The organism is Streptomyces sp. NBC_00075, from assembly GCF_045041225.1.
GTDB classification, from domain to species: domain Bacteria; phylum Actinomycetota; class Actinomycetes; order Streptomycetales; family Streptomycetaceae; genus Streptomyces; species Streptomyces adonidis.
Genome location: NZ_CP108243.1, coordinates 9,269,402 through 9,292,928, shown reverse-complemented (window position 1 = coordinate 9,292,928; position 23,527 = coordinate 9,269,402). Strand labels below are relative to the sequence as shown.

Genomic DNA, 23,527 nt, shown 5'->3' with positions numbered 1-23,527 from the left:
AGGGCTCAGCAGGTGCCTCCAATCAAGAACTCGCAGGTGGAGCCAGTCAACGCTACACAGACGCACCCGATCGAGGACTCGTCGGCGAAGCCGGTCACGACTACGCCGGTGCCGCAGATCGAGGACTCCCCGGCGCCGCCTATCAGGGCTTCACGGGAGCCGCCGATCGAGGATTCGCCACCGGAGCCGGTCAGGGCTCACCAGGTGCCGCGAATCAAGAACTCGCAGGTGGAGCCAGTGAACGCTACGCACACGCCGCCGATCGAGGACTCCCCGGCGAAGCCGGTCAGGACTACGGCGGTGCCGCAGATCAAGGACTCCTTGGCACCGCTCACCAGGGCTTCGCAGGCGCCGCCGATCGAGGACTCGCATGCGGAGTCGGTCACGACTACGCCGGTGCCGCAGGTCGAGGTCTCCCAGACGCCGCCGATCAAGGATTCCCCGGCGCCGCCCATCAGCGATTCGCACATGCCGCCGCTCAAGATGTGTCAACAGGTCCCAGCAACGCCTGAACCGCTCCAGGCGCGGCCTTCGAACCCACCCCGAAGGGAAGCATCCGGGCCGTCGGCCAATGGCCAGTCACCAGTCGCCGGTGGCGCTCAGTCGTGAGTCCCCCGAGGCGCCTGACGACGCCCACGTCGTACGCCCGCAGCCCGCAGCCCGCAGCCCGCAGCCCGCAGCCCGCAGCCACACGGAAACGACCCCGGAAACGACCCACCGAAACGACAAATGCGGTCCGTGTCCACGTTTTCGTGGACACGGACCGCACTCGATCCGGTGGGCGATACTGGGTTCGAACCAGTGACCTCTTCGGTGTGAACGAAGCGCTCTCCCACTGAGCTAATCGCCCGGACGCAGGGAGAACATTACCCCATGTCAGGGGGTGCGTCGGACACGGAGCCGGATCACTGGTCCTTGATCTTCCAGGGCATTTCCAGCCCGAACTTCCACACGTAGATTCCGACGAGAACCGCGATGATCACGAGGCCGATCGTCGTCAGGATGATGTTGCGGCGGCGCACCTTGGGGTCGAGCGCACGCTGTGTCGCCTCGGTGACCTTGCGTTTCGTCCAACGCAGCACCAACTGGGCCCAGACGAACTCGGTCGCCCAGATCGCCATACCGCCGAAGATCACCAGCCAGCCCGGACCGGGCAGCGGCAGCATGACCACGCCGGCACCCACCACGGCGAGGCCCACGACGAATACGCCGACCTGCCAGCTCATGTGCAGCATGCGGCGTGCTTTGACGAATTCCGGCGCTCTCGAACCCAGCTCCCGCTCGGCTGCGGTCTCACCGGCCCCGGTCTCATCTGGTGCCACGGCAACCTCGCCAGGCTTGTCACTCCCCGTATTCATACGACCAAACCCTACCCGACGGAAACCGGTCACCGGAATGGTCGTAGCCGACGAACCGGTTCTCGGCCGGAAGAGTTACGTAAAGACACGCAAAACACTCAGAGGGGTTTACAACGGCACCGTAGGTGGCATGTCGATTTCGCCGACGTGCGAATCCCCGAGCGCACACTGAGCGAAAGGCCTTGGCGCTTATGAACACCACGGTCAGCTGCGAGCTGCACCTGCGCCTCGTTGTGTCGAGCGAGTCCTCACTGCCCGTTCCCGCAGGACTGCGGTATGACACGGCCGATCCCTACGCCGTGCACGCCACCTTCCACACCGGAGCCGAGGAAACCGTCGAGTGGGTGTTCGCCCGCGACCTGCTCGCGGAGGGCCTCCACCGGCCCACCGGCACCGGTGACGTCCGAGTCTGGCCGTCCCGGAGCCACGGTCAGGGCGTTGTCTGCATCGCCCTCAGCTCTCCGGAGGGCGAGGCACTGCTCGAAGCCCCCGCACGAGCCCTGGAGTCCTTCCTGAAGCGAACGGACGCCGCTGTGCCACCCGGCACGGAACACCGCCACTTCGACCTCGACCAGGAGCTGTCCCACATCCTGGCGGAAAGCTAGGACGAGGCCCCCACAGAGCCGCCCGGCGCCGTCCACTCGGGGAGACGGCTCGGGTCAGGACAATCGCATATGGCACACCGTCGCCGCCCCGCGGGTCTTCCGCGGGGCGGCGACGGTGCGTCTGCGTGCCTTGTCACGGGCGACCGCCCCGACCCCTTCCGCCCCCTCCCGCCCCTCCCCCAAGGCCGACGGCCACCTCCGTCGCTGTGAGCCATTACCATCGGCCAGCATCGGCGGGCGGGTGCCCGCCCGACCGCCCAGGCAGGCCAGGGAGAGCAACGTGCTGATCACCCACGACACCCGGTGCGCCCTCGACACCGTGGTCGATCTGGTGAACACCTTGCCGGACGACGACACGACGGACGGGCTGCCCGATGTCGACGCACTCCAAGATTTCGTACGAAAGCACGACATAAGCGAAGTGGGCACGCTATCGGAGATCGATCTCGCCGCTGTGCGCAGGATCCGTGGCCGGTTCGCCGGAGTCTTCGCGGCCCAGGACGCCCGGACCGCCGCCGCGCTCATCAACGAGCTGGTCGCCGCCGCGGGCACCACACCCCGGCTCACCGACCACGACGGCTACGACTGGCATGTGCACTACTTCGCGCCCGGCGCGTCCATCGCCGACCATCTCGCCGCCGACTGCGGGATGGCCCTCGCGTTCTTCGTGGTCGCCGGTGAGCAGGAACGGCTGCGGCGCTGCGAGGCTCCGGACTGCCGACGAGCCTTCGTCGACGTCTCCCGCAACCGGTCCCGGCGGTACTGCGACAGCCGCACCTGCGGAAACCGGCTCCACGTGGCCGCCTACCGGGCGCGCCGCAAGGAGTCGGCGGGCTGACGGGCGGAAGGCTCGGCCCGGAAGGCCGAGTGCGGAAGGTCTGGTGCTGACGCAGCCCCCGGCGGGTGACGCCGGGGACTGGCGTGTACAGCTCACAGCAACAGCAGATCATGCAACGAAGCCATGAGCAGCAGACACCCGATCACCGCAAGGAAGATCATCAGCGGTGGCTGGGAAAGGGCGAAGAGGCACCCGCGCGGCTCGTCATTCGGCGGCGCGGCCTCGCTCTGTGTTGTGTCCAGCATCTCGTCGCGATGATGACGCAGCCAAGACCCTCTACGCGATCAACACACCCGGAATGTGCGGTAGTTCGCCGAATTCCGTAATGTCCGCAGCGGGTCATGATCGCTTCCGAACGACCTCCGTCGCCTCCCGGCCGATTGTGTCGTTTCAGTGCGCCATCACTGCGTCAGTCGACGCGGTTCGTCATATGCCGTGCTTCTTGAGGATCGCCTCGATGTCACTGAAGTCGTCCCCCGCGCCACCGCCGCGCTGCTTGGCCGCGGGCTGGGCAGCCGGACGGGACGCCTTGCCCCGCACCTGCCCCAGCGAGGGCGCCGAGGCCGCCGGGGCCACCGCCTCACGCTGCGCGGCCTGCACTTCTCTGCGGTCCTGTCGGCTGCCGCCCCTGCGCCGCTCCACCGCGCGCGTGGTCACGAAGAGCAGCCAGGCGCCGCCGAGCACGCCGAAGCCCGCCCACGCGGTGGGACTGAAGGCGGTGTCGGCCAGCCAGCCGACCACCCCGGTCATCACCAGGCCGACGGGAACCAGCGAGTAGGCGGCGATACGGGCGGCCGCGAGAAACCGCTTGCGGTACGCCGTGACCACCGCGATGCCCAGGCCGGCCGCGGAGACGGCGGAACAGACGGTCTCGGCAATCATCCGGTCCTCCAGGCAACGGTTGGATCGCACGGGTGCACGGTTCGGTCGCACAGGTGCGCTTCGTCCCTTCCATCCTGCACCGCCCGGACCCCCGGATGCCATGCCCCGGCCCGACATCAGGGACATCTCCGGGTCGTCTCCTCCACAGGTCCCGGTCCCCTCGTACGACACCCACCGCCACGGCTGGGAAACTGGTGCCCATGAGCGACTCCTCCCCCGTGCCCGCAGGCACTCCTGCCTCAGCCTCCGTCCCCGTCCTCGAGGTCTGGTGCGAACTCCAGTGCCCGGACTGCCGCAGGGCCCTGGACGACGTACGCGCCCTGCGGGCCCGCTACGGCGACCGGCTGGAGCTGCGGCTGCGGCACTTCCCGCTGGAGAAGCACAAGCACGCCTTCGCCGCCGCGCAGGCCGCCGAGGAGGCGGCGGAGCAGGGGCAGGCATGGCCGTACGTCGAGGCCGTGCTCGGCAGGGTCGAGGAGCTGGACCGTAGGGGCGAACCCTTCCTGGTCGAGGTGGCCGGTGAACTCGGGCTCGACGCCGAGGAGTTCGACACCGCGCTGATCGACGGCCGGCACATCCTGATCGTCGACGCCGACCAGGCCGAGGGCAAGGCCATCGGCGTGACCGGCACGCCGACGTACGTCATCGCCGGTGAGCGGCTCGACGGCGGCAAGAGCCAGGAAGGGCTGCGGGAACGGATCGAGGAGATCGTGGACCGGCTGCTGGCCGGGCAGCAGCAGGCCTGACACCAGCGACGACCGTCGAATCGCTTCCCTGGGCGTCCGCCTACAACAGGTCCTTGTACATGTGGTGGGTGATGGTCTCGTACCCCAGCGACTCGTAGAGCCGTTCCGCCGGGGTGTTGCCCGCGAAGACGTTCAGGGAGATGACCTGCCGGCCCACCTCGATCGACTGGGCCTCCGCCAGGAGCATGAGGGTGCGGCCGTGGCCTCTGCCCCGGTGTTCCGCGTCGGCCTCGACCTTGTAGACGAAGGCCCGGCCCTCGCGGGAGCCCATCCACAGGGTGCCGACCCGGGTGCCCTCGTGTTCCAGGACGCTGAGTGTCATGCCCTCGCTGGCCACGCCCCGCGCAAGCATCCGTTCGTGGTCCCGCTTCGCCTTGGCGTGCGCCTCCGCCTCGGGCACGCCCCGCTGGATCCAGCTCTCCGCGTAGTCCAGCCTGCCCGCCGCCTCCCACACCACGAACTCGGCCTCCGTCATGGGCCGGCCACGGCTCCCGGCCGGCAGTTCGGGCGGAGTGGTGCCGAGGGGCTTGTCCATACGGCGGTTGCGCAGCACATAGCCGAGCGCGGTCACGAGCCGCAGCGCCGCCGGTGTGTCGCCCGGAACAGCCACCTCGATGCGCCGACAGCCCCAGCCGCGCGCCACTTCCTCCGCGGCGAGCGCCGCCACCGTGCCCCGGCCGCGCCGCCGGTCGCGTTCGTCGATCCGGAGGTCAAGGATCTTCGCCACCGAGTCCCCGAAGGCGGGGTCGGTGGCGAGGTGGATCGCACCGACGGGACGGCTGTTCACGCACACCTGGTAATGGCGTGAACACGCCCCGTCGGCCTCGCGCTGCAACGGCTCGGTCGGCCGCAGGGTGGTGGTCATCAGGGGTGTTCTACCCGCTCACGACGCCTGCGTCAGCCTCATTAATGAGGCTTTCTTCGATCTTGCGCCTCGGCCGCACCCTCCGCTCAGGGATCGAGGTCGTCGCCCGCCCGCTCGTCGAAGACCCGCATCGCCTTGGCCGTCACCGAGCCCGGTGCGCCCGGGAGTTGGCGGTCGTCGACGCGGTGCACGGCCTGTACGTCCCTCAGGGTGGACGTCAGGAAGATCTCGTCGGCCTGTGCCAGGGCGGCCGGCGGGAGGTCGGTCTCCCTGGCGCCAGTCCACTCGACGACGAGTGCGCGCGTGATGCCGGCGAGGCAGCCGGACGCGAGCGGCGGGGTGTGGATCTCGCCGTCCAGGACGACGAAGACGTTCGACCCCGTCCCCTCGCACAGTTGGCCGACCGTGTTGCCGAACAGCGCCTCGGACGCGCCCTGTTCGCGCGCCCTGGCGAGGGCGACGACGTTCTCGGCGTACGAGGTGGTCTTCAGGCCGGTGACTGCGCCGCGTTCGTTGCGCGTCCAGGGGACCGTGATCACGGCGGTCGAGTCGGGGCGCCGGGTGGATTCACCGACGGCGACGACCAGGGTCGGGCCGTGCTCCCCGCGGTCGGAGCCGAGGGGGCCGTGGCCGCCGGTGTACGTGATGCGCAGGCGGCCGAGCGGCATGGGATTGGCGTCGAGTACGGCCGTACAGGCGCGGCGGACCTCGTCGAGGTCGGGGTCGGGCAGGCCGAGGCCGCGGGCCGAGCGGGTCAGCCGGTCCAGATGGCGGGTGAGTGCGAACGGTCGGCCGTCGACCGCCTTCACCGTCTCGAAGATGCCGTCGCCCACGGTCAGCCCGTGGTCGAACACGGAGACGCGTGCGGTCTCGATGTCCTGTAGCCCGCCGTCGAGCCATAGCTTCACTGGTCAATACCTCGCTGGAAAGTGTCGGACGCGTCCTTCGCCTCGTACGCTCCCGACGCTATCGCGAGCAGTCGGGACGCCTTCAGTTCGGTCTCGTGCCACTCCGCCTCGGGGTCCGAACCCCAGGTGATGCCCGCTCCGGTGCCGAAGCGCAGCATGCCGTCGGCCCGGTCGATCCAGAACGTGCGGATGCCGACCGCGAGTTCGCCCGTACCCCGGTCCGCGTCGACCCAGCCGATGCCGCCGCAGTACGGGCCCCGGGGTGCCGTCTCCAGGGCGTCGATGATCCGCAGGGCGCTCGACTTGGGCGCGCCGGTGACCGAGCCGGGCGGGAAGGCCGCCGCCAGCAGCTCCGGCCAGCCGGCGCCCGGGCTCAGTTCGCCCCGTACCGTCGACACGAGGTGGACCAGCCCCGGGTGCTTCTCGACGACGCACAGTTCGGGGACGGTCACCGAGCCCGTCGCGCACACGCGTCCGATGTCGTTGCGGACCAGGTCCACGATCATCACGTTCTCGGCGTAGTCCTTCTCCAGAAGGTCGGCCTCGGTGCGTCCGGTGCCCTTGATGGGGCCCGATTCGACGGTCCGGCCGACCCGGCGGAGGAAGAGTTCGGGGGACGCGGTGGCGATCTCCACGCCGTGCGCGGGCAGGCGGATCGTTCCTGCGTACGGTGCCGGGTTGCCGTGCGCGAGCAATGCGGTCAGGGCGTCCACGTCGGCGTCGGGGGCGACGGGCGCGGACAGTACGCGGCAGAGGTTCGCCTGGTAGACCTCGCCGGCGGCGATGTGCTCGCGGATGCGGCGTACCCCCGCCGTGTACGCGGCGCGGTCGAGGGACGACGTCCAGTCACCGGCGGCCGGGCTCCGCCAATTTCCCGGTCCCGGCCTCGGCGCGGGCACCGGTTCCTCTCGTACGTCCTGGAAGCGGGCGCAGGTCAGACGGCCCTCGTAGTCCGCGCACACCGCCCAGAAACCGGTGGAGTCGAGAGCCTCGGGGTCGCTGGTGACATCAAGGAGGCCGGTGGCGACGAGGCCGCCGAAGCGGGCGAGAGGAGCGAGATCGGACACACCGCCGAGTCTATGGCGGGTGTCCTGCGGGTGCCCTGACCACGTCTTCGAGCGGGCACACCGCAGCACGCTGCACAAACGCGTTTTTGTGCTGGCCCCGGAATCCGCTAGAGTTCAACTCGTCGCCGGGACGCGAGAGCGCACCGAAACGACATGCGGACGTAGCTCAGTTGGTAGAGCGCAACCTTGCCAAGGTTGAGGTCGCCAGTTCGAACCTGGTCGTCCGCTCGCAGGAAGAGGGGGATCTTCCCGAACCCCCGCACTCCTGGTGGAGTGGCCGAGAGGCGAGGCAACGGCCTGCAAAGCCGTCTACACGGGTTCAAATCCCGTCTCCACCTCCAAGGACGATTAGCTCAGCGGGAGAGCGCTTCCCTGACACGGAAGAGGTCACTGGTTCAATCCCAGTATCGTCCACTGGTCCGCAAGGACCTTGATCCGCAAGGGTCTCCGCGCGATTAGCTCAGCGGGAGAGCGCTTCCCTGACACGGAAGAGGTCACTGGTTCAATCCCAGTATCGCGCACGTAGTAGTCCCGGCCCTTGGGTCGTGGTCCCGAGGACGATTAGCTCAGCGGGAGAGCGCTTCCCTGACACGGAAGAGGTCACTGGTTCAATCCCAGTATCGTCCACACAGCGAGGAGCCCCCGGCCGTCTCATACGGTCGGGGGCTTCTTCGTGCTTCCAGTGGCTGGTTCCGGTCAGCTGGAGAACAGCATGTGGCCGAAGCTCTTGTGGCGCTTGCCGCCGTAGTGACCGCCATGGCCGCCACCGTGGTGGCCGCCGTGCGGGGCGCCCCAGGCGGGTGCCGGAGCGGCCGGGTAGGCCTGCGGGGCCTGGGGCGGCGGCGCTGCGGGACCCGCCCACTGGGACTCCACGCGGGTCAGCGCCTCCAGCTCGCCGTAGTCGAGGAATATCCCCCGGCAGCCGCTGCACTGCTCGATCTGGACTCCGTTGCGGTTGTACGTGTGCATCGGGGCGTGGCACTTCGGACACTGCATGCTCGGCTCAACTCCTGCCGGTCGGTGCTGCTTCTAGTCCTGCTTCTGCTTCTTGGTTCTGCTTCTGCTTCTGCTTCTTGATCCTGATTCGCTTCTCGCCTGGACAGACTCTGTCCGGCTCCGTGCGGTTGCACCCTACTTCGCGTATTCGTGGGCCAACTCGGGCGGTACGGAACCCATCCGGGCACACGCGTCGACAACGGCCTGCTGTACGTCGTCCAGTGGGCGGTCCGCCGCTGTCGCCTTGACGATCGCCAGGGCCGCCGTCTGCACGGTGAGGGCGCGGGCTGCGATGTCCAGGGCGGGCCAGGGGTCGCCCTCGGCGGGTACGGCCGGGCCGCCCGCCGTCCGGTAGGCGGTCAGGAAGCGGGTCCACTCGTCGGGCGGGAGCAGGCCACAGGCGTACCAGGCGGCCGGGCGGGCGAGGTCCCAGGTGGGGGTGCCGATGCCGAGGTCGTCCACGTCTATGAGCAGCCAGGGGCCGTTCGGGGCGGGGTGGCGTACGAGTTGGCCCAGGTGGAGGTCGCCGTGGCAGAGGGTTGCGTGGGCCGGGACGGCCGGCATGGGGGCCTCGGCCTTGGCCCACGGTGGCAGGGCTGCCCAGGCGTGCAGGACTGGTTCGGTGGCCGGCTGGGGGGTGGTGGCCCGGAGGCGGGCGACCGCTCGGGCCGCCTTGGCCGGGCCGCGCATCGGCGGCAGGCCGGGTGGAGTGGGGGTCCGGTGGAGGCGGGCGAGGAGGGTGGCGGCCTCCTCCCAGGGGGCCTCGTCCGGGTCCTCCGGGTCTACCGGGGTGCCGTACGGCCAGAACGTCACGAGTCTGCCGTGCAGGTCGACGGGGGTCGGGGTGAGTGGGGGCAGGAGGATGTCGGGGAGGTGGGTGGCGGTGGTGAGGCGGGTGGCGAGTTCTGTGGGGGTGGTGTCGGGGGCGTGGGCCTTCGCGACGGTGTCTGCGTGGCGGACGACTGTGCCGTCGGGTCGGTCGGCGAGGGTGTCTGCTCCGCAGGGGCAGGTGTCGGGGGCCTTGCGTGTGTGGGCCTTTGCCTTGGCTCGTGCGGTGAGGGCGGAGAGCAAGGGGGTGGCTGTCACGGGGCTCCCTGGGCGCGGTGCGGGTCTGGTCGTGAGGGTACGGCGTTGGGTGCGGGAAGTGTTTTTTTCGCCCCCGCCGCCCCTACCCGTCCCATCCCTGGGGGCTGCGCCCCCAGACCCCGCTTCGGCCTGAACGGCCTCGTCCTCAAACGCCGGACGGGCTGAAAGATCAAGCCTCGGCCGGGGTTCTGAAAGCAGGCAAAGCAATGCCCGCGCAGCTCCCCAGCTGCGCGGGCATTTTTTGCCGTCCGCCGCACCCCCGTCCCCACGGGGTTTCATGGGTGGATGTCCCCGCCCGGACCGCTCTTCCGGGCCTGGGGTCGCCGCTCAGCGCCCCAGCATCACTCCCACGGACGACGCTTGTGTGACCACTGCTTCCCAGCCGCCGAAGACGACCACGAGCAGGGCTGCCAGGGGGAGGACCATCGCTGTCGCCACCAGTGGGTGGCGCTGGCCCTGTCGGCGCGGGCGGAACGCGGCTACGTACGCCTTGCGTCCCTGGGTGCGGAGCGCCGTCCGCGATGCCGTGTGGGCCATGGTCCCTCTCCTGACCGTTCTCTTGTTGGTTGGCAGCGGCGGGTGTCTGACCTCGGGGGACGAGTGCTGCACCCGCCGCTTGACCTCAAATCTAGGCTGCCGACGGGTAGCGGTCGTCATGCCCTCGTACCGATTGCCGGGCCTCCCGGAGGATGACCTGTGACCTGCGGAGTACTCCCCTGGGTGGAGACGAAGTCCTAGGTCTCAGGGTCTTCCCGGAAGGGGTGCCCGGTGTGTCCCCTACTGTTCCGAGCTGTCCTCTCGGGGCACCGGCTGCTCGACCAGTGCCAGGACTCGGGTCGCCATGAAGCGGGCCGTGCGGACGACTGATCCGCTGCGGGTGACTTCGCTCACTTCCACCACACCCCGGCGCACCGCCGTCTCCACCCGGCGGCCCGCCCTGCTGGCCACCACCTCATACGTACGTGTCGTGTCCCCGGCATCCACGACTATCTCCACGCGGTCACCCTTCACGGGTCCAATCCCCCTTCTGCGACGGGTGGTTGGGATCACACGCGCCGTCAAGCCGCCCTGTTCGCGCGCTCCCTGACCACCTTTCAAGTCTCCCACCCGGCACTGACAATCCATCGGGACGAGAGGGCGCGGCCTCTGCGCGCACCCGGCCGGGGAAACGTAAGCTGTCGCTCGTCAAACGGACCGGGCAGCGGGGATGAACATGGCGATGATGCGCCTGAGGCGCGAGGACCCGCGCGTCGTCGGCTCGTTCAGGCTTCACAGACGGCTCGGCGCGGGCGGGATGGGCGTCGTCTACCTGGGCTCCGACAAGCGGGGGCAGCGGGTCGCGCTGAAGGTGATCCGGCCGGATCTGGCGGAGGATCAGGAGTTTCGGTCCCGGTTCGCGCGCGAGGTCTCCGCCGCGCGGCGGATTCGGGGTGGGTGCACCGCGCGGCTCGTCGCCGCCGATCTTGACGCCGACCGGCCCTGGTTCGCCACGCAGTACGTGCCCGGGCCCTCCCTGCACGACAAGGTGGTCGACGAGGGGCCCCTCAGCGCCGCCGACGTCGCCTCCATCGGTGCCGCCCTCTCCGAGGGACTCGTCGCCGTGCACGAGGCCGGGGTCGTTCATCGGGATCTCAAGCCGTCCAACATTCTGTTGTCCCCCAAGGGGCCTCGGATCATCGACTTCGGCATCGCCTGGGCTACCGGGGCCTCGACGCTGACCCATGTTGGTACTGCGGTCGGCTCGCCCGGCTTTCTCGCGCCCGAACAGGTGCGCGGGGCCGCCGTCACTCCGGCCACCGACGTGTTCTCGCTCGGGGCCACGCTCGCGTACGCCTCGATGGCCGACTCGCCCTTCGGGCACGGCAGTTCCGAGGTCATGCTGTACCGCGTGGTGCACGAGGAGGCTCACCTCCAGGGTGTTCCGGATGCCCTCGCGCCCCTCGTACGAGCCTGTCTGGCCAAGGATCCGGAAGAGCGGCCCAGCACGCTCCAACTGTCCTTGCGGCTCAAGGAGATCGCGGCGCGCGAGGCTCAGGGCATGGCCGACGTGCGGCCGCCCGCGCCGCGTTCCGCCGAGGCGGAGCGGCCGACGGGGCGGCTGACCGAGAGCTATCCGGATCAGCGGCCTCCGTATCACCATCAGACTCAGCCCCACTCGCAGTCGCAGGCCCCTTCCCAGCCGTCTCAGCAGCCTCAGCGGCGTCCGCAGGGGCCTGCCTCGGGGGCTCGTGGAGCTGTGCCGTCCCGGGGTGGCGGCGGTGTTCCTCGGGGGGACAGTCCGTCGCGGAGTGGTGGGGTCTCGCGCGGTGGTGTCTCTTCGTCCTCGTCCCGTTCCGGGGCTCGGCCTGCTCCCGGCTCGCGGAACACGAGCCGTCCCGGGCCGCGCAGTGGTACCGGGCGGCCGGCGCCGCGCGGCACGGGGACCGGGCGGCGGCCCGCCAATCCTCGGCTGTTGCGGCAGCGGTTGTTCGTGTTCGTCGTGGTGACGCTGCTGGTGGCTCTGGGGATCGCTGCGGCTCAGGGGTGTCAGGGGCCCAGTCGTGGGCTTGGGGACGACAGTGGGCGTGGGGGGATCGGGCAGCGGCAGGAGCAGGTGCGCTCCGCTGGATAGGCGGAAGCGGTTGTTCTTTGTCCGCGGGTCGGTGGGGGCTTGTCGCGCAGTTCCCCGCGCCCCTGAGGGGCGCGTCACAGCGGGGGCGCGTCCGCCTCACGCGCTCGTCGGCTCAGGGTTGGGGGCGGCCTGTTGCCACTGCGTAGAAGGCGACCGCTGCTGCTGCGCCCACGTTGAGGGAGTCGACTCCGTGGGCCATGGGGATGCGGACCCATTCGTCGGCGGCCACCAGGGCCTGGGTGGAGAGGCCGTCGCCCTCCGCGCCCAGCATCAGGGCTACGCGGTCCATTTTGTGCGGGGCGGTCTCGTCGAGGGTCTTGGCCTTCTCGTCAGGGGTGAGGGCCAGGAGTGTGAACCCCGCCTCGCGGACCGAGTCCAGGCTCTTGGGCCAGGTGTCCAGGCGGGCGTACGGGACGGAGAAGACCGCGCCCATCGAGACCTTGACGCTGCGTCGGTACAGGGGGTCCGCGCAGTCCGGGGAGAGCAGGACCGCGTCCATGCCCAGGGCGGCGGCGCTGCGGAAGATCGCGCCGATGTTGGTGTGGTCGTTGACCGACTCCATCACCACCACCCTGCGTGCCGTCTGCAGGAGTTCGTCCGCCGTGGGGAGCGGCTTGCGCTGCATGGAGGCGAGGGCGCCTCGGTGCACGTGGTAGCCGGTGACGCGTTCCGCCAGCTCCGGGCTGACCGCGTAGACCGGGGCCGGGAGTTCGTCGATGACGTCGCGCATGACGTCGACCCACTTGGCGGACAGGAGCATCGAGCGCATCTCGTAACCGGCGTCCTTGGCGCGCCTGATGACCTTCTCGCCCTCGGCGATGAAAAGGCCCTCCGCGGGCTCGCGTTTGCGGCGCAGTTCGACGTCGGTCAGGCCCGTGTAGTCGCGCAGGCGCGGGTCGTCGGGGTCCTCGACGGTGATGAGATCGGCCACAAGGGTGATACTGCCTTGTCCTGGGTGCGGTGCCAACGGCTGGGAACGGGTTGTGTTACCGGGGGTTACGTCAACTCCGCGGGGCCTACGTTCACCACCGCGCCGATCACGATCACCGCGGGCGGTTTCACGTCCTGCGTACGGACCGTCTCGGCAACCGTGGCCAGGGTCGCGTCGACTCGGCGCTGGGCCGCCGTCGTGCCCTCCTGGACCAGGGCGACCGGGGTCTCCGGGGACTTGCCGTGCGCGACCAGGGTCTCCGCGATCCGGCCGATCTTGTCGACGCCCATGAGGACGACGAGCGTGCCGGTCAGCTTCGCGAGGGACGGCCAGTCGACGAGGGAACGGTCGTCGTCGGGGGCGACATGGCCGCTGACCACCGTGAACTCGTGGGCGACTCCCCGGTGCGTGACCGGGATGCCGGCCGCGCCCGGGACCGAGATCGAGCTGGAGATGCCGGGGACGACCGTGCAGGCGATGCCCGCCTCGGCCAGCGCCTGGACCTCCTCCATGCCCCGGCCGTAGACGTAGGGGTCGCCGCCCTTCAGCCGTACGACCCTCTTGCCCTGCTTGGCGTGTTCGATCAGCGCGTTGTTGATGGCCTCCTGGGCCATGAAACGGCCGTACGGGATCTTCGCCGCGTCGATCACCTCGACGTGCGGGGGCAGTTCGGCGAGGAGGTCTCGGGGGCCCAGGCGGTCCGCGATCACGACGTCCGCTTCGGCAAGCAGTCGGCGGCCTCGTACCGTGATCAGGTCCGGGTCGCCGGGACCGCCGCCTACCAGGGCGACACCGGGGGCGCGGGTGCGGTGGTGGGGTGCGACGAGCGTGCCGTCACGCAGGCCCTCGACGACCGCGTCGCGGATGGCGGCGGTGTGGCGGGGGTCGCGGCCCTTGGCGTCCGTGGTGAGGACGGCGACCGTGACGCCCTCGCTGTGGCCGGTGGCCGGGGTCCAGGCCGTCGCCGCGTCGGCGTCGTCGGAGCGGACGCACCACACGCGGTGCCGTTCCGCTTCCGCGGATGCCTGGGCGTTGGCCTGCGTGTCGCTGGTCGCGATCAGGGCGTACCAGGCGTCCGCGAGGTCGCCGTCCGCGTAGGGGCGGCGCTCCCAGGTGAGTTCGCCCGCGTCCGCCATCGCCTCCACGGAGGGGGTTGCCTCCGGGGATACGAGGAGGATGTCCGCGCCCGCCTTGATGAGGGCGGGGAGGCGGCGCTGGGCCACCTGGCCTGCGCCCAGGACCACCACTCGGCGGCCGGTGAGGCGGAGGCCTACGGGGTAGGCGGGGTGTTCGGCCATGGGGGTGCGGCTCCCTCTTGCGGGTGGTTCTGATCAGGGGCCTGGGGATTTGGGGTGGGCCCTGACGTGCGCATTTTACGGTGCGGGTGGGTGGGGGCTGGGGTGGGGGTTTTCTCTTCCCCAAGCCCGCCCCTTCCCGAAACCGGGGGCTTCGCCCCCGGACCCCCCTGTGCGTGCGGGTTCGTTTGCGGCTGTGCCCACCCGTTCCGCCCTGGCGGAACGACTGCCCACAGCCACCGTGCCCCCTACTTTTCGGTCACCCCTGCCGAGTCGAACGTCGCCACCTCGTGCATCGCCCTTGCCGTGCTCTGGACCAGGGGCAGGGCCAGGAGGGCGCCCGTGCCCTCGCCGAGGCGGAGGTCCAGGTCGACCAGGGGGCGCAGGCCCAGCTTGTTCAGGGCCGCCACGTGGCCCGGTTCCGCGCTGCGGTGGCCCGCGATGCAGGCGGCCAGGACCTCGGGGGCGATCGCGCGGGCCACCAGGGCGGCGGCGCCGGCGCTGACGCCGTCCAGGATCACCGGCGTACGGAGTGAGGCGCCGCCTAGGAGGAGGCCGACCATGGCCGCGTGTTCGAAGCCGCCGATGGCCGACAGGACGCCGATCGGGTCGGCCGGGTCCGGCTGGTGGAGGTCGATGGCACGGCGGACGACCTCGGTCTTGCGGGCGAGGGTCTCGTCGTTGATGCCGGTGCCCCGGCCCGTGACCTCGGCGGGGTCCGTGTCCGTGAAGACCGAGATCAGGGCCGCCGACGCCGTGGTGTTCGCGATGCCCATCTCGCCCGTGAGCAGGGCCTTGTTGCCGGCCGCCACCAGGTCGCGGGCCGTCTCGATGCCCACCTCGATGGCCGCCTTGGCCTCCTCGCGGGTCATCGCGGGGCCGGTCGTCATGTCGGACGTGCCCGCGCGGATCTTGCGCGGCAGCAGGCCCGGCGTGGCGGGCAGGTCCGAGGCCACGCCCACGTCGATCACGCAGACCTCCGCGCCCACCTGACTGGCGAAGGCGTTGCAGACCGCGCCGCCGCCGAGGAAGTTGGCGACCATCTGGGCCGTCACCTCCTGCGGCCAAGGGGTGACGCCCTGAGCGTGTACGCCATGGTCGCCCGCGAAGATCGCTACCGCGGCCGGCTCGGGGATCGGGGGCGGGCACATGCGGGACAGGCCCGACAGCTGCGCGGAGATGATCTCCAGCATGCCCAGCGCGCCCGCCGGCTTCGTCATGCGCTTCTGCCGCTCCCACGCCTCGCCGAGCGCCTTGGCGTCCAGCGGGCGGATGTTGGCGACGGTCTCGGAGAGCAGGTCGTGCGGCTCCTCGCCGGGCAGCGCGCGGCGGCCGTACGTCTCCTCGTGCACGACCCACGACAGCGGGCGGCGCTTGGACCAGCCCGCCTGCATCAGCTCGGGCTCCTCCGGGAACTCGTCGACATAGCCGACGCAGAGGTACGCCACGACCTCCAGGTGTTCGGGGAGGCCCAGCGCGCGGACCATCTCGCGCTCGTCGAAGAAGCTGACCCAGCCGACGCCGATGCCCTCGGCGCGGGCCGCGAGCCACAGGTTCTCGACCGCGAGCGCGGAGGAGTACGGGGCCATCTGCGGCTGGGTGTGGCGGCCGAGGGTGTGCCGGCCGCCCCGGGTCGGGTCGGCGGTGACGACGATGTTCACCGGGGTGTCGAGGATGGCCTCGATCTTCAGTTCCTTGAACTGCTTCGCGCGGCCCTTGGGGAGCGACTTGGCGTACGCCTCGCGCTGCCGCGCGGCCAGTTCGTGCATCGTGGCGCGGGTCTCCGCCGAGCGGATCACCACGAAGTCCCACGGCTGCGAGTGGCCTACGGAGGGCGCGGTGTGGGCCGCCTCCAGGATGCGCAGCAGTACGTCGTGCGGGATCGGGTCGCTGCGGAAGCCGTTGCGGATGTCCCGGCGCTCGCGCATCACCTTGAGCACGGCCTCGCGCTCGGCGTCGTCGTAGCCGGGAGCGGCCGGGCCCGTGGACTCTCGTACGTCTTCCTCCACGGCCGTGCCCTCTGCGCTCTCTTCGCCCTCTTCCTGGTCGGCGGCCCGCGTCTCCAGGTCCTCCGCTTGCTGTGCCGGGTGTCCGGCATCCGGGTCGGGGGCCACTTCGGGCTCGTCGGCCACGACCGCCAGTGCCAACACCGGTTCGGGAGCCAGGGCTTCCGGGGTCTCGGGCTCGGTGGGCTGTTCCGGTTCCGGTTGTGGAGCCTGGAGAACGGGCTCGGACTCGGGTGCGAGCGCCGGTTCGTTCTCCTGGGGGAGGACGAGGGGGTGCGGGGGTGTCGGGGCCAGGTGCGGGGTCGTGGGCACCATGCCGTCCACCGGGACGAAGTGGCCCACTGGCTCAGCCTGCGGCTGCGGCTCGACGAACGGGGTCGGCTCCTCGGCGAGGGCTGCCACGGGCTCCGGCTCGGGGGGCAGGGGCGCGGTCGGTGCGGCGACGGCTTCGGGTGCCTCAGGGGCACCTGCCTGTACTTCCGCTGCTTCCGCGACTGCGGCCACGGCGGGCTGCGGCTCGGTGGGGAGCTGTTCGGCGTACTCCGGGAGGGGCGCGACGGGAGCCTCCGCCGGTACGGCCTCGTACTGGGGTTCTGCGGGCGGCTCGGCCTCGGTCACCTGGGCGGCGACGTCCGCCAGTTGAGACGCCGGGTCCGCGAGGTGGACGACCGGGGGCTCCTCCACGACGGGCGCGGGCGCGAACTCCTCGACGGGGACGACCTGCGCCTCGACGGGGACACTCGGGATCTCGACGGGAGCATCGGCCTCCACCGGCTGCGGCTCGCTCTCGGAAACGGCCTGCGGAGCGATGTGCGGGGTGATCGGCGGGGCCTGGATCTGGTGGGCCTCGGGGGCGAACTGCGTCTCCGGCGCCATCGGGGGGTCCGGCACGACCTGCGCGTCCGCGACAGCCTGGACGTCCGGTACGACCTGCGCGTCCGGTGCGGGTTCCGCCTCCGGTACGACGGTCTGGGCGCCCTCGGTCTCCAGCGGGGCCTGCACCACATCGGGGGTGACCGGGGTCGCGGGGAGGACGGGGCCGGCCTCGGCGGCGGGGGGCGCCACGGCGGGCTCCGGAAGTGGCGGGACCTCGAAGGCGTACGCGGCGGCCTCGGTGTTCTCGAAGCCCTCGGGGCCCTGGCCGGCGTACGCGTCCTCCGGCGAGTGGGCCGGGTGGGCGGCGGGCTCGGGCGTCTCGTACGCGGCCTCCGGAGTCGTCTCCTGGGGCGTCGGTACGGCGTCCGGGACCTCGGGCAGCGGTTCCGGGGTCGGGGCGGGGGCCTCGGCCAGAAGCGGAGCAACCGTTTCCGCAGGGTGCGCCTCTTCGGCGACCTGCGGGGCCGGCGCGGCCTGTACCGCCGTCTGGGTCTGGGTCTGGGTCTGGGCGCCCCAGGGAGCGGCGCCCTGCGGGGCCGGGTCCGCGAGCAGCGGAGGCGCGTCGAGGTACTCGGGGCCGGGGGCCGGTGCGGGCGTACCGAACTGGCGTCCGGGTGCGGGCATGCCCGCCGGGCCGCGGTCGGCGAGGGAGCGGACGGGGCTCGTGGAGGCGTCGGGGGTCGGCGGGCCGAGGTGCAGCGGGCGGCGGGGCGGGATCGGTGCCGTCGCCTGAGCGGTGGGGGCCTGGGTCGCCATGCGCACGGCGCTCAGGTCGACCGAGCCGCTGTCGCGGCCGCCGGTCTCGTGCGGGCCGGGCTCGTGCACGGCCTCGACGACGGGAGCGGGGGCGGGCGGGGCGACCTCGTTGCCCCATGCGCTCTGGGCGCCCGGGAGCAGCAGGAGGTCTTCGTCCTCGGCGGTGGTCTCGGAGAGGTAGGTGTACGCACCGTGCGCGGGAACGCCCGGCTGTTCCACCATGCCTGCGTTCTCCGGCAGTCCCTCGGCCGGGACCTGGCCGGTGTCGGTCATGCGAACCCCTCGCCCATCGGTTAGTGCTTCTACGACCAGCTCACCCGGAACGGCGCACCGATCGCCCCGTATGAAGAACGAGCATGCGTGCCCAGCGGCACGAACGACCCGCCCCAGAAAGGCGACAAAGCCATTAACTGGCATTGTCGCCATCAACAGGCATTCTTGCGGTCGTTCCGCCGTAGCGGCAGCTTGATCCGCCACGACCCGCTGTGGACTGCGCCACGTTGCGCGCCCTACCGGTTCCGCCGTACCACACTCACCCCAAAACGGGTGCGCTTTCCGGACATTGGGCTACGAAGTGCCGGGCCACCGAGTGCAGTGCAACGGTCGGCCAGCCTACCGCGCGCAGTACGACAACAGGATCACGGGACGGCAATCGGCGTCAGGGCGCACGGTCGGGAAGAACTCCGCTGAGCAGGAACGCGACGCTCCGTTCCTTCTCCGTCCAGGCCCGGGTGTCCAGCTCGACGGACTGGAGGAGGGCGCACTCGACGTCGTAACCGTGCTCGGTCAGGTCGCGGCCGATGAGTTCGGCGGCGTCGCGGGTCGCCGCGTGCGTGACGATGCGCTGCGGGCGCCGGTCGGCGACCGCGGAGACCACCACCGCTCCCCCGCCGCCGACGCGGACGACGTCGGGCTCGGGGAGGTTCTCCAGGATGTACGGGGCCTGGCCGCGCACGATCTGGAGCTGGACGCCGAAGCGGCGGGCGGCGGAGTCGGTGCGGGCGCAGGCCTCCACGTTCCGGTCGACGGCGATGACGGCGGCGCCGCTGCGGGCCGCGTCGGTGGCGAAGGCGCCGCTGCCGCAGCCGATGTCCCAGACGAGGTCGCCCACGCGCGGCCCCAGACGGGCGAGTTGGGCGGCCCGCAGCAGCTCCGTCTCGCCCTCGGCGTACTCGGTGGCGCCATGGCCGTACGCCTCGGTGGGCAGCGCCCAGCCGCGCGGGCCCGCCGCCGGGTCGCGGCCGGCGATCCAGCCGCCGTCGCCGCTCGCGGCCGGGCCGCCGATGACGATGACGACGTTCGGGTCGCGCCAGGCGCGGTCGGCGGCCTTGTCGGAGGTGAGGACCGTGATCTGTTCGCGCTCGGTGCCCAGTTCCTCGCAGATGACGAAGGTGCGGTGGACCCCGTCGAGGAGGAGGCCGAGTTCGGCGGGTCCGGCGCCGGGCGAGGTGAGGACGGCGACCTTGGTGTGGGCGCGGCACACGTTGACCGCGCGGCGCAGGGTGCGGCGGTGGGCGACGACGACCTCGGCGTCGTCCCAGGGCATGCCGGCGCGGGCGAACGCGGTGGCCACCGAGGACACGGCGGGGACGACCTCGACCTCCAGGCCGAACTCGGGGTCGCGCAGGGTGCGTACGACACCGAAGAAGCCGGGGTCCCCGTCGGCGAGGACGACGGCGGAGCCGCGGTGGCCGGCGATGCGGCGGGCGGCGAGGGCGACGCTGCCGAGGCGGATGCGTTCGGCGGCCGGGGGGACTTCGGGGAGCGCCAGATGGTGGGCCGCGCCGGCCACCAGCGTGGCGGCACCGAGGGCGGAGCGTGCCGTGGCGGTGAGGGGCGAGCCGTCCCAGCCGATCACCGTGACCCGGTCGGCCATCGTCGTCAGTCTCCAGAGGGTGCGCGCGGGTCTTCGGGGAAGACGGTGTCGTCCTGTACGGAGTCGGCCGTCTCGGGGCTCCGTGAGGGTACCCCGGTGTGCCCGGCGTGTCCGGCGGCGTCCCCTCGGTTCAGTTCCAGTCGGAGTACGACGTGAAACCGCTGTTGTCGGCCAGTTCCTCACCGGCGCCTTCGAGGTCCTCGGGCAGCAGGCTCCACACGATGAAGTCGGTGCGTACGTCGGTCCAGGCGCCGTCCTCGGTGCGGACGTGCGCTATGCAGGCACCCCGCAGGACGCCCTCGCTGATGCAGCCGATCTTCTGGGCGACCTGCTGGGAGGCGGTGTTGTCGGCGGCCGTGCGCAGCTCGACGCGCTCGAACTTCTGGTCGCCGAGCACCCATTGGGAGGTGGCGAGCGCGGCCTCGGAGGCGTAGCCCTCGCCGCGCGCCCAGGGGGCGATGATGTACGACAGCTCGGTGGACCGGATGTGCCAGTCGGTCTTGGTCAGCTGGACGACGCCGACCAGGCGCTGGGTGAGGAACTCGGTGACGGCGAAGTCGAGGCCGCGGCCCGCGGTGCGTTCGGCGGGCGCGTACTCGGTGATCCAGGTGTGGGCCGCGGCCTCGGTGAAGGGCTGGGGGACGTCGGTCCAGGCGGCGACCTGTTCGTCGTTCATCATCTCGGCCAGCGCGGGGATGTCGTCCTCGTCGAGAGGGCGCAGTACCAACCGGTCCGTGCTGATGGAGATGTTGGGGAAGGTGCTCGTCATGCGCCGCTCCATAGCCTTCGAAAACCTGCGAACCATCAAACCCGCACGGCCTGTTGAACTGCCCAGCATGCAGCATGCGGCCCCGGAACCGCATCACGGGGTCCACGCCCGGTGAGGGAGCGGACCCCGTACGTGTCGGTAGGTACCGGCGCAAGGAGTCTCAGAAGGACGCGATGACGGAACCCTCGTACTTGTCCTCGATGAACTTCTTCACCTCGGCCGAGGTGAGCAGCTTCGCCAGCTTCACGACGCGGGGGTCGTCCTCGTTGCTCTTCTTCACGGCGAGGAAGTTGCCGTACGGGTTGTTCTTCGGGGACTCCGAGACCAGGGCGTCCTGCGCGGGCGAGAGGTCCGCCTCCAGGGCGTAGTTGCCGTTGATCACCGCGGCGTCGACGTCGTCCAGGGAGCGCGGGGTCTGGGCCGCCTCCAGCTCCTTGAACTCGATGTTCTTGGGGTTCTCGGCGATGTCCTTGGGGGTCGCGTCGTTGCCGACGCCGTCCTTGAGGGTGATGATCCCGTTGGCGTCGAGGAGCTTGAGGGCCCGTGCCTCGTTGACCGTGTCGTTCGGGACGGCGATGGTGGCGCCGCTCTTCAGCTCGTCGGCGCTCTTGAGCTTCTTCGAGTAGAGGCCGAGCGGCTCCAGGTGGACCGTGACGACCGGCACGATGTCGGTGCCGTTCTTCTCGTTGAACTCGTCGAGATACGGCTGGTTCTGGAAGTAGTTGGCGTCGACGGACCCGTCCTCGGTCGCCGGGTTCAGCGTGGCGTAGTCGGTGAACTCCTTGACGTCCAGGTCGAGTCCCGCCTTCTGCGCCAGGTTCTCCTTGATGTAGTTCAGGATCTCGGCGTGCGGGACGGTGCTCGCGCCGACGACCAGCGGGCCGCTGGTGTCGGAGGCGGAGTCCGAGTCGGACGAGCCGCAGGCGGTGAGACCCAGGGTGAGGGCTCCGGCTGCGAGGGCGGCGACGGTAAACTTTGTGGCGTTACGCACGAAAAGTGCCTTTCCATGTGGGTGTGACTGTCCCCGTGATGGGTGGTACGGGGAAATCTGCGGGTGGGTGTGGGGGTGGTGAAAGGGGGTAGGCGGCTGCGCTCAGGCGGCCTTGCCGAGCTTGGGCCTGGCCTTCAGCAACCGGAGCCTGGGCTCCGCGCCGGAGCCGCCGCCACGCCGGTGCAGCCCGCGGGCCGCGAAGTCACCGGCGAACTGGATGATCGAGATGACGACCGCGAGGATCGCGACGGTGATCCACATCAGCTCGGTCTCGAAGCGCTGGTAGCCGTAGCGGATGGCGATGTCGCCGAGGCCGCCCGCGCCGACGGTGCCGGCCATCGCGGAGTAGCCGATGAGGGCGACGATCGTGGTCGTGGTGCTGGCGATCAGCGAGGGCAGGGACTCGGGGACCAGGACCTTGCGGACGATCGTCCAGGTGCTGCCGCCCATCGACTGCACGGCCTCGACGAGCCCACCGTCCACTTCACGGACAGCCGTCTCGACCAGGCGGGCGAAGAACGGGATCGCACCGATGGCGAGCGGCACGATCGCGGCCTCGCGGCCGATGGTCGTCCCGGTGATGGAGCGGGTGAAGCCCATCAGCGCGACCATCAGGATGATGAACGGCATCGAACGGGCGATGTTCACGACCTGGCCGATGACCTTGTTCGCGACGACGTTCTGGAGCAGTCCGCCCCGGTCGGTGAGGACGAGCAGGACGCCGAGCGGGAGTCCGCCGACGACGGCGATGACGGTGGACCAGCCGACCATGTAGAGGGTGTCCCAACACGCCTGCTCCAGCAGGGGCTGCATCTCGGACCAGGTCACTTGGCACCGTCCTTGACCAGCTGACGCTCACCGACGACATCGATCTGGAGACCCTGTTCACGCAGGAAGCCGACCGGCACGACGTTCTCCTCGTAACGGCCCGGCAGTTCGATGCGCATCCGGCCGACCTGCCTGCCCCCGACGGTGTCCATCGCGGCGCCGAGGATCGAGATGTCGATGTTGTACGTGCGCGACAGCTGCGAGATGACGGGCCTGGTGGCCGCGTCCCCCTGGAACGTGACGTCGATGACCGTGCGGTCGTCCCCGGAGGCGTCGCCGCTGACCGGGAAGAGCGCGGCGGCCAGTTCGGAGCCGGGGGTGGCGAGCAGCTCGCTGACGGTGCCGGACTCGACGATCCGCCCGTTCTCCATGAGGGCGGCCGAGTCGCAGATGGACTTGACGACGTCCATCTCGTGCGTGATGAGCAGCACGGTGAGCCCCAGCTGCCGGTTCAGGTCGCGCAGCAGCTGAAGGATGGAGCGGGTGGTCTCCGGGTCGAGGGCGCTGGTGGCCTCGTCGGAGAGCAGCACCTTGGGGTCGCCTGCGAGGGCGCGGGCGATGCCGACGCGCTGCTTCTGGCCGCCGGAGAGCTGGGCGGGGTAGGCCTTGGCCTTGTCGGCGAGGCCGACGAGGTCGAGCAGCTCCAGCGCCTTGCGGGACCGCTCGTTCCCCGACGTACCGAGGATTTCGAGGGGCAGCTCGACGTTGTCCTGGACGGTCCGGGAGGAGAGCAGGTTGAAGTGCTGGAAGACCATGCCGATCCGGCTGCGCGCCCGGCGCAGTTCCCGGCCCGCCCGGGGTCCGCGTCCGGCCAGGGCGGTGAGGTCGTGGCCGTCGACGCTCACGGTGCCCGCGGTGGGGCGTTCCAGGAGGTTGACGCAGCGGATGAGCGAGGACTTGCCGGCGCCGGACTGGCCGATGACGCCGTACACCTCGCCTTCGCGGACGTGCAGGTCGACGCCGTCTAGGGCGGTGACTTCACGACCGCGCGAGCGGTAGACCTTCGTGAGGCCGGACGTGGTGATCACAGGGGTTTCCGTCACTGTCGAGTGCGCGGGCGTGGGTGTGCCCGGGACACGGGGAGAGGCTGTGCGCGGCTCGGGGCGTCACGTACGTGCGGAGCGCGTGATGAGTCTCAGGAGTCATACGGCTGCGGCGTACGGACATGCCACGGCGGCTCGCTTCGGGGCGCGAGGCTCAGGGGGTGGTGCGGGGGCCCTCTAGAAGGCGCACATTC

At 70.6% G+C, this 23,527-nt stretch carries 23 protein-coding genes and 6 tRNA genes; 9 read left to right on the top strand and 20 right to left on the bottom strand.

Translation table 11 applies throughout. The features are described 5' to 3' along the window. Positions 1-197: 197 nt before the first annotated feature. The 3 genes from OG787_RS40730 to OG787_RS40720 form a co-directional block, all read right to left on the bottom strand. The gene (locus OG787_RS40730) at positions 198-470 is read right to left on the bottom strand and encodes a hypothetical protein (RefSeq protein ID WP_405538619.1); all 273 of its coding nucleotides are present in this window, start codon (positions 468-470) and stop codon (positions 198-200) included. A 308-nt stretch (positions 471-778) separates the two neighbouring features. Then, a tRNA-Val gene (locus OG787_RS40725) sits at positions 779-850 on the bottom strand. Between the two features lie 55 nt (positions 851-905). Beyond that, complete coding sequence (locus tag OG787_RS40720) at positions 906-1,358, bottom strand: TIGR02611 family protein (RefSeq protein ID WP_369034340.1); 453 nt, start codon at positions 1,356-1,358, stop codon at positions 906-908. Positions 1,359-1,549: 191 nt separating this feature from the next. Between OG787_RS40720 and OG787_RS40715 the strand changes: the two genes are divergently transcribed. Together OG787_RS40715 and OG787_RS40710 are read left to right on the top strand one after the other, a co-directional pair. Continuing rightward, on the top strand, positions 1,550-1,963 hold the full coding sequence (locus tag OG787_RS40715) for an SsgA family sporulation/cell division regulator (protein WP_004002642.1): 414 nt from the start codon (positions 1,550-1,552) through the stop codon (positions 1,961-1,963). Positions 1,964-2,243: 280 nt separating this feature from the next. Continuing rightward, positions 2,244-2,801 carry a CGNR zinc finger domain-containing protein gene (locus OG787_RS40710; RefSeq protein WP_369034269.1) on the top strand — a complete coding sequence of 186 codons (558 nt, stop codon included), beginning with the start codon at positions 2,244-2,246 and terminating at the stop codon, positions 2,799-2,801. A 92-nt stretch (positions 2,802-2,893) separates the two neighbouring features. Here OG787_RS40710 and OG787_RS40705 read toward each other — a convergent pair whose 3' ends face one another. Continuing rightward, positions 2,894-3,046 (bottom strand): hypothetical protein, encoded by a 153-nt coding sequence (locus OG787_RS40705; RefSeq protein ID WP_369034270.1) that lies wholly within the window; start codon positions 3,044-3,046, stop codon positions 2,894-2,896. A 181-nt stretch (positions 3,047-3,227) separates the two neighbouring features. Continuing rightward, positions 3,228-3,683, bottom strand: a complete 456-nt coding sequence (locus OG787_RS40700) for a hypothetical protein (protein ID WP_369034341.1) — start codon at positions 3,681-3,683, stop codon at positions 3,228-3,230. A 200-nt stretch (positions 3,684-3,883) separates the two neighbouring features. Here OG787_RS40700 and OG787_RS40695 point away from each other — a divergent pair, with 200 nt between their 5' ends. Beyond that, positions 3,884-4,429: a DsbA family protein gene (locus OG787_RS40695; protein ID WP_405538617.1), complete on the top strand. Its 546-nt coding sequence runs from the start codon at positions 3,884-3,886 to the stop codon at positions 4,427-4,429. Between the two features lie 40 nt (positions 4,430-4,469). On the opposite strand, the gene OG787_RS40690 is transcribed toward OG787_RS40695, so the two are convergent. From OG787_RS40690 to OG787_RS40680, 3 genes are all read right to left on the bottom strand, one after another. After that, positions 4,470-5,294: a GNAT family N-acetyltransferase gene (locus tag OG787_RS40690; RefSeq protein ID WP_369034272.1), complete on the bottom strand. Its 825-nt coding sequence runs from the start codon at positions 5,292-5,294 to the stop codon at positions 4,470-4,472. 86 nt (positions 5,295-5,380) lie between these two features. Continuing rightward, a complete protein-coding gene (locus tag OG787_RS40685) occupies positions 5,381-6,202 on the bottom strand; it encodes an aminotransferase class IV (RefSeq protein WP_369034273.1) in 822 nt (273 codons plus the stop codon). After that, positions 6,199-7,269 carry a chorismate-binding protein gene (locus OG787_RS40680; RefSeq protein WP_405538616.1) on the bottom strand — a complete coding sequence of 357 codons (1,071 nt, stop codon included), beginning with the start codon at positions 7,267-7,269 and terminating at the stop codon, positions 6,199-6,201. The genes OG787_RS40685 and OG787_RS40680 overlap by 4 nt, the downstream gene beginning before the upstream one ends. Before the next feature lie 155 nt (positions 7,270-7,424). Between OG787_RS40680 and OG787_RS40675 the strand changes: the two genes are divergently transcribed. The 5 genes from OG787_RS40675 to OG787_RS40655 all read left to right on the top strand — a co-directional run bounded on the left by OG787_RS40675 (position 7,425) and on the right by OG787_RS40655 (position 7,896). Then, positions 7,425-7,497, top strand: a tRNA-Gly gene (locus OG787_RS40675). Positions 7,498-7,536: 39 nt separating this feature from the next. Beyond that, positions 7,537-7,610 (top strand) — tRNA-Cys (locus tag OG787_RS40670). 1 nt (position 7,611) lies between these two features. Then, positions 7,612-7,683 (top strand) — tRNA-Val (locus OG787_RS40665). Positions 7,684-7,718: 35 nt separating this feature from the next. Further along, positions 7,719-7,790 (top strand) — tRNA-Val (locus OG787_RS40660). A gap of 34 nt (positions 7,791-7,824) precedes the next feature. After that, positions 7,825-7,896, top strand: a tRNA-Val gene (locus tag OG787_RS40655). Positions 7,897-7,965: 69 nt separating this feature from the next. Here the strand turns inward: OG787_RS40655 and OG787_RS40650 are convergent. The 4 genes from OG787_RS40650 to OG787_RS40635 all read right to left on the bottom strand — a co-directional run bounded on the left by OG787_RS40650 (position 7,966) and on the right by OG787_RS40635 (position 10,362). Then, complete coding sequence (locus OG787_RS40650) at positions 7,966-8,265, bottom strand: zf-TFIIB domain-containing protein (protein WP_405538614.1); 300 nt, start codon at positions 8,263-8,265, stop codon at positions 7,966-7,968. Positions 8,266-8,400: 135 nt separating this feature from the next. Then, positions 8,401-9,351 carry an aminoglycoside phosphotransferase family protein gene (locus OG787_RS40645; RefSeq protein ID WP_405538613.1) on the bottom strand — a complete coding sequence of 317 codons (951 nt, stop codon included), beginning with the start codon at positions 9,349-9,351 and terminating at the stop codon, positions 8,401-8,403. Between the two features lie 327 nt (positions 9,352-9,678). Then, positions 9,679-9,888, bottom strand: coding sequence for a hypothetical protein (locus OG787_RS40640; protein WP_053740242.1), 210 nt, complete (start codon positions 9,886-9,888; stop codon positions 9,679-9,681). A gap of 240 nt (positions 9,889-10,128) precedes the next feature. Further along, entirely contained in the window at positions 10,129-10,362 is a 234-nt protein-coding gene (locus OG787_RS40635) for a hypothetical protein (RefSeq protein WP_081223398.1), read from the bottom strand. 196 nt (positions 10,363-10,558) lie between these two features. Here OG787_RS40635 and OG787_RS40630 point away from each other — a divergent pair, with 196 nt between their 5' ends. After that, the gene (locus OG787_RS40630) at positions 10,559-11,962 is read left to right on the top strand and encodes a protein kinase domain-containing protein (RefSeq protein ID WP_405538611.1); all 1,404 of its coding nucleotides are present in this window, start codon (positions 10,559-10,561) and stop codon (positions 11,960-11,962) included. Between the two features lie 112 nt (positions 11,963-12,074). Here the strand turns inward: OG787_RS40630 and OG787_RS40625 are convergent, their stop codons facing one another. The 8 genes from OG787_RS40625 to OG787_RS40590 form a co-directional block, all read right to left on the bottom strand. Further along, positions 12,075-12,893, bottom strand: coding sequence for a TrmH family RNA methyltransferase (locus OG787_RS40625; RefSeq protein ID WP_405538610.1), 819 nt, complete (start codon positions 12,891-12,893; stop codon positions 12,075-12,077). Between the two features lie 65 nt (positions 12,894-12,958). After that, positions 12,959-14,191 (bottom strand): uroporphyrinogen-III C-methyltransferase, encoded by a 1,233-nt coding sequence (cobA, locus tag OG787_RS40620; protein ID WP_369034279.1) that lies wholly within the window; start codon positions 14,189-14,191, stop codon positions 12,959-12,961. A gap of 245 nt (positions 14,192-14,436) precedes the next feature. After that, positions 14,437-18,099 carry a nicotinate-nucleotide--dimethylbenzimidazole phosphoribosyltransferase gene (gene cobT, locus OG787_RS40615; RefSeq protein WP_405538608.1) on the bottom strand — a complete coding sequence of 1,221 codons (3,663 nt, stop codon included), beginning with the start codon at positions 18,097-18,099 and terminating at the stop codon, positions 14,437-14,439. A 385-nt stretch (positions 18,100-18,484) separates the two neighbouring features. Further along, positions 18,485-19,702, bottom strand: coding sequence for a precorrin-6y C5,15-methyltransferase (decarboxylating) subunit CbiE (gene cbiE, locus OG787_RS40610; protein ID WP_405538607.1), 1,218 nt, complete (start codon positions 19,700-19,702; stop codon positions 18,485-18,487). 130 nt (positions 19,703-19,832) lie between these two features. After that, a complete protein-coding gene (locus tag OG787_RS40605) occupies positions 19,833-20,471 on the bottom strand; it encodes a GNAT family N-acetyltransferase (RefSeq protein WP_369034282.1) in 639 nt (212 codons plus the stop codon). Positions 20,472-20,631: 160 nt separating this feature from the next. Next, entirely contained in the window at positions 20,632-21,462 is an 831-nt protein-coding gene (locus OG787_RS40600; protein WP_369034283.1) for a MetQ/NlpA family ABC transporter substrate-binding protein, read from the bottom strand. 102 nt (positions 21,463-21,564) lie between these two features. Further along, on the bottom strand, positions 21,565-22,290 hold the full coding sequence (locus OG787_RS40595; protein ID WP_369034284.1) for a methionine ABC transporter permease: 726 nt from the start codon (positions 22,288-22,290) through the stop codon (positions 21,565-21,567). Beyond that, entirely contained in the window at positions 22,287-23,318 is a 1,032-nt protein-coding gene (locus tag OG787_RS40590) for a methionine ABC transporter ATP-binding protein (protein WP_369034285.1), read from the bottom strand. The genes OG787_RS40595 and OG787_RS40590 overlap by 4 nt, the downstream gene beginning before the upstream one ends. Between the last annotated feature and the right edge of the window lie 209 nt (positions 23,319-23,527).

Coding starts and splice junctions, on each gene's coding strand:
- OG787_RS40630 (WP_405538611.1), top strand. CDS start 10,559: ATGAACATGGCGATGATGCGCCTGAGGCGCGAGGACCCGCGCGTCGTC.
- OG787_RS40720 (WP_369034340.1), bottom strand. CDS start 1,358: ATGAATACGGGGAGTGACAAGCCTGGCGAGGTTGCCGTGGCACCAGAT.
- OG787_RS40715 (WP_004002642.1), top strand. CDS start 1,550: ATGAACACCACGGTCAGCTGCGAGCTGCACCTGCGCCTCGTTGTGTCG.
- OG787_RS40695 (WP_405538617.1), top strand. CDS start 3,884: ATGAGCGACTCCTCCCCCGTGCCCGCAGGCACTCCTGCCTCAGCCTCC.
- OG787_RS40730 (WP_405538619.1), bottom strand. CDS start 470: ATGTGCGAATCGCTGATGGGCGGCGCCGGGGAATCCTTGATCGGCGGC.
- OG787_RS40690 (WP_369034272.1), bottom strand. CDS start 5,294: ATGACCACCACCCTGCGGCCGACCGAGCCGTTGCAGCGCGAGGCCGAC.
- OG787_RS40650 (WP_405538614.1), bottom strand. CDS start 8,265: ATGCAGTGTCCGAAGTGCCACGCCCCGATGCACACGTACAACCGCAAC.
- cbiE (WP_405538607.1), bottom strand. CDS start 19,702: ATGGCCGACCGGGTCACGGTGATCGGCTGGGACGGCTCGCCCCTCACC.
- cobT (WP_405538608.1), bottom strand. CDS start 18,099: ATGACCGACACCGGCCAGGTCCCGGCCGAGGGACTGCCGGAGAACGCA.
- OG787_RS40640 (WP_053740242.1), bottom strand. CDS start 9,888: ATGGCCCACACGGCATCGCGGACGGCGCTCCGCACCCAGGGACGCAAG.
- OG787_RS40700 (WP_369034341.1), bottom strand. CDS start 3,683: ATGATTGCCGAGACCGTCTGTTCCGCCGTCTCCGCGGCCGGCCTGGGC.
- OG787_RS40605 (WP_369034282.1), bottom strand. CDS start 20,471: ATGACGAGCACCTTCCCCAACATCTCCATCAGCACGGACCGGTTGGTA.
- OG787_RS40705 (WP_369034270.1), bottom strand. CDS start 3,046: ATGCTGGACACAACACAGAGCGAGGCCGCGCCGCCGAATGACGAGCCG.
- cobA (WP_369034279.1), bottom strand. CDS start 14,191: ATGGCCGAACACCCCGCCTACCCCGTAGGCCTCCGCCTCACCGGCCGC.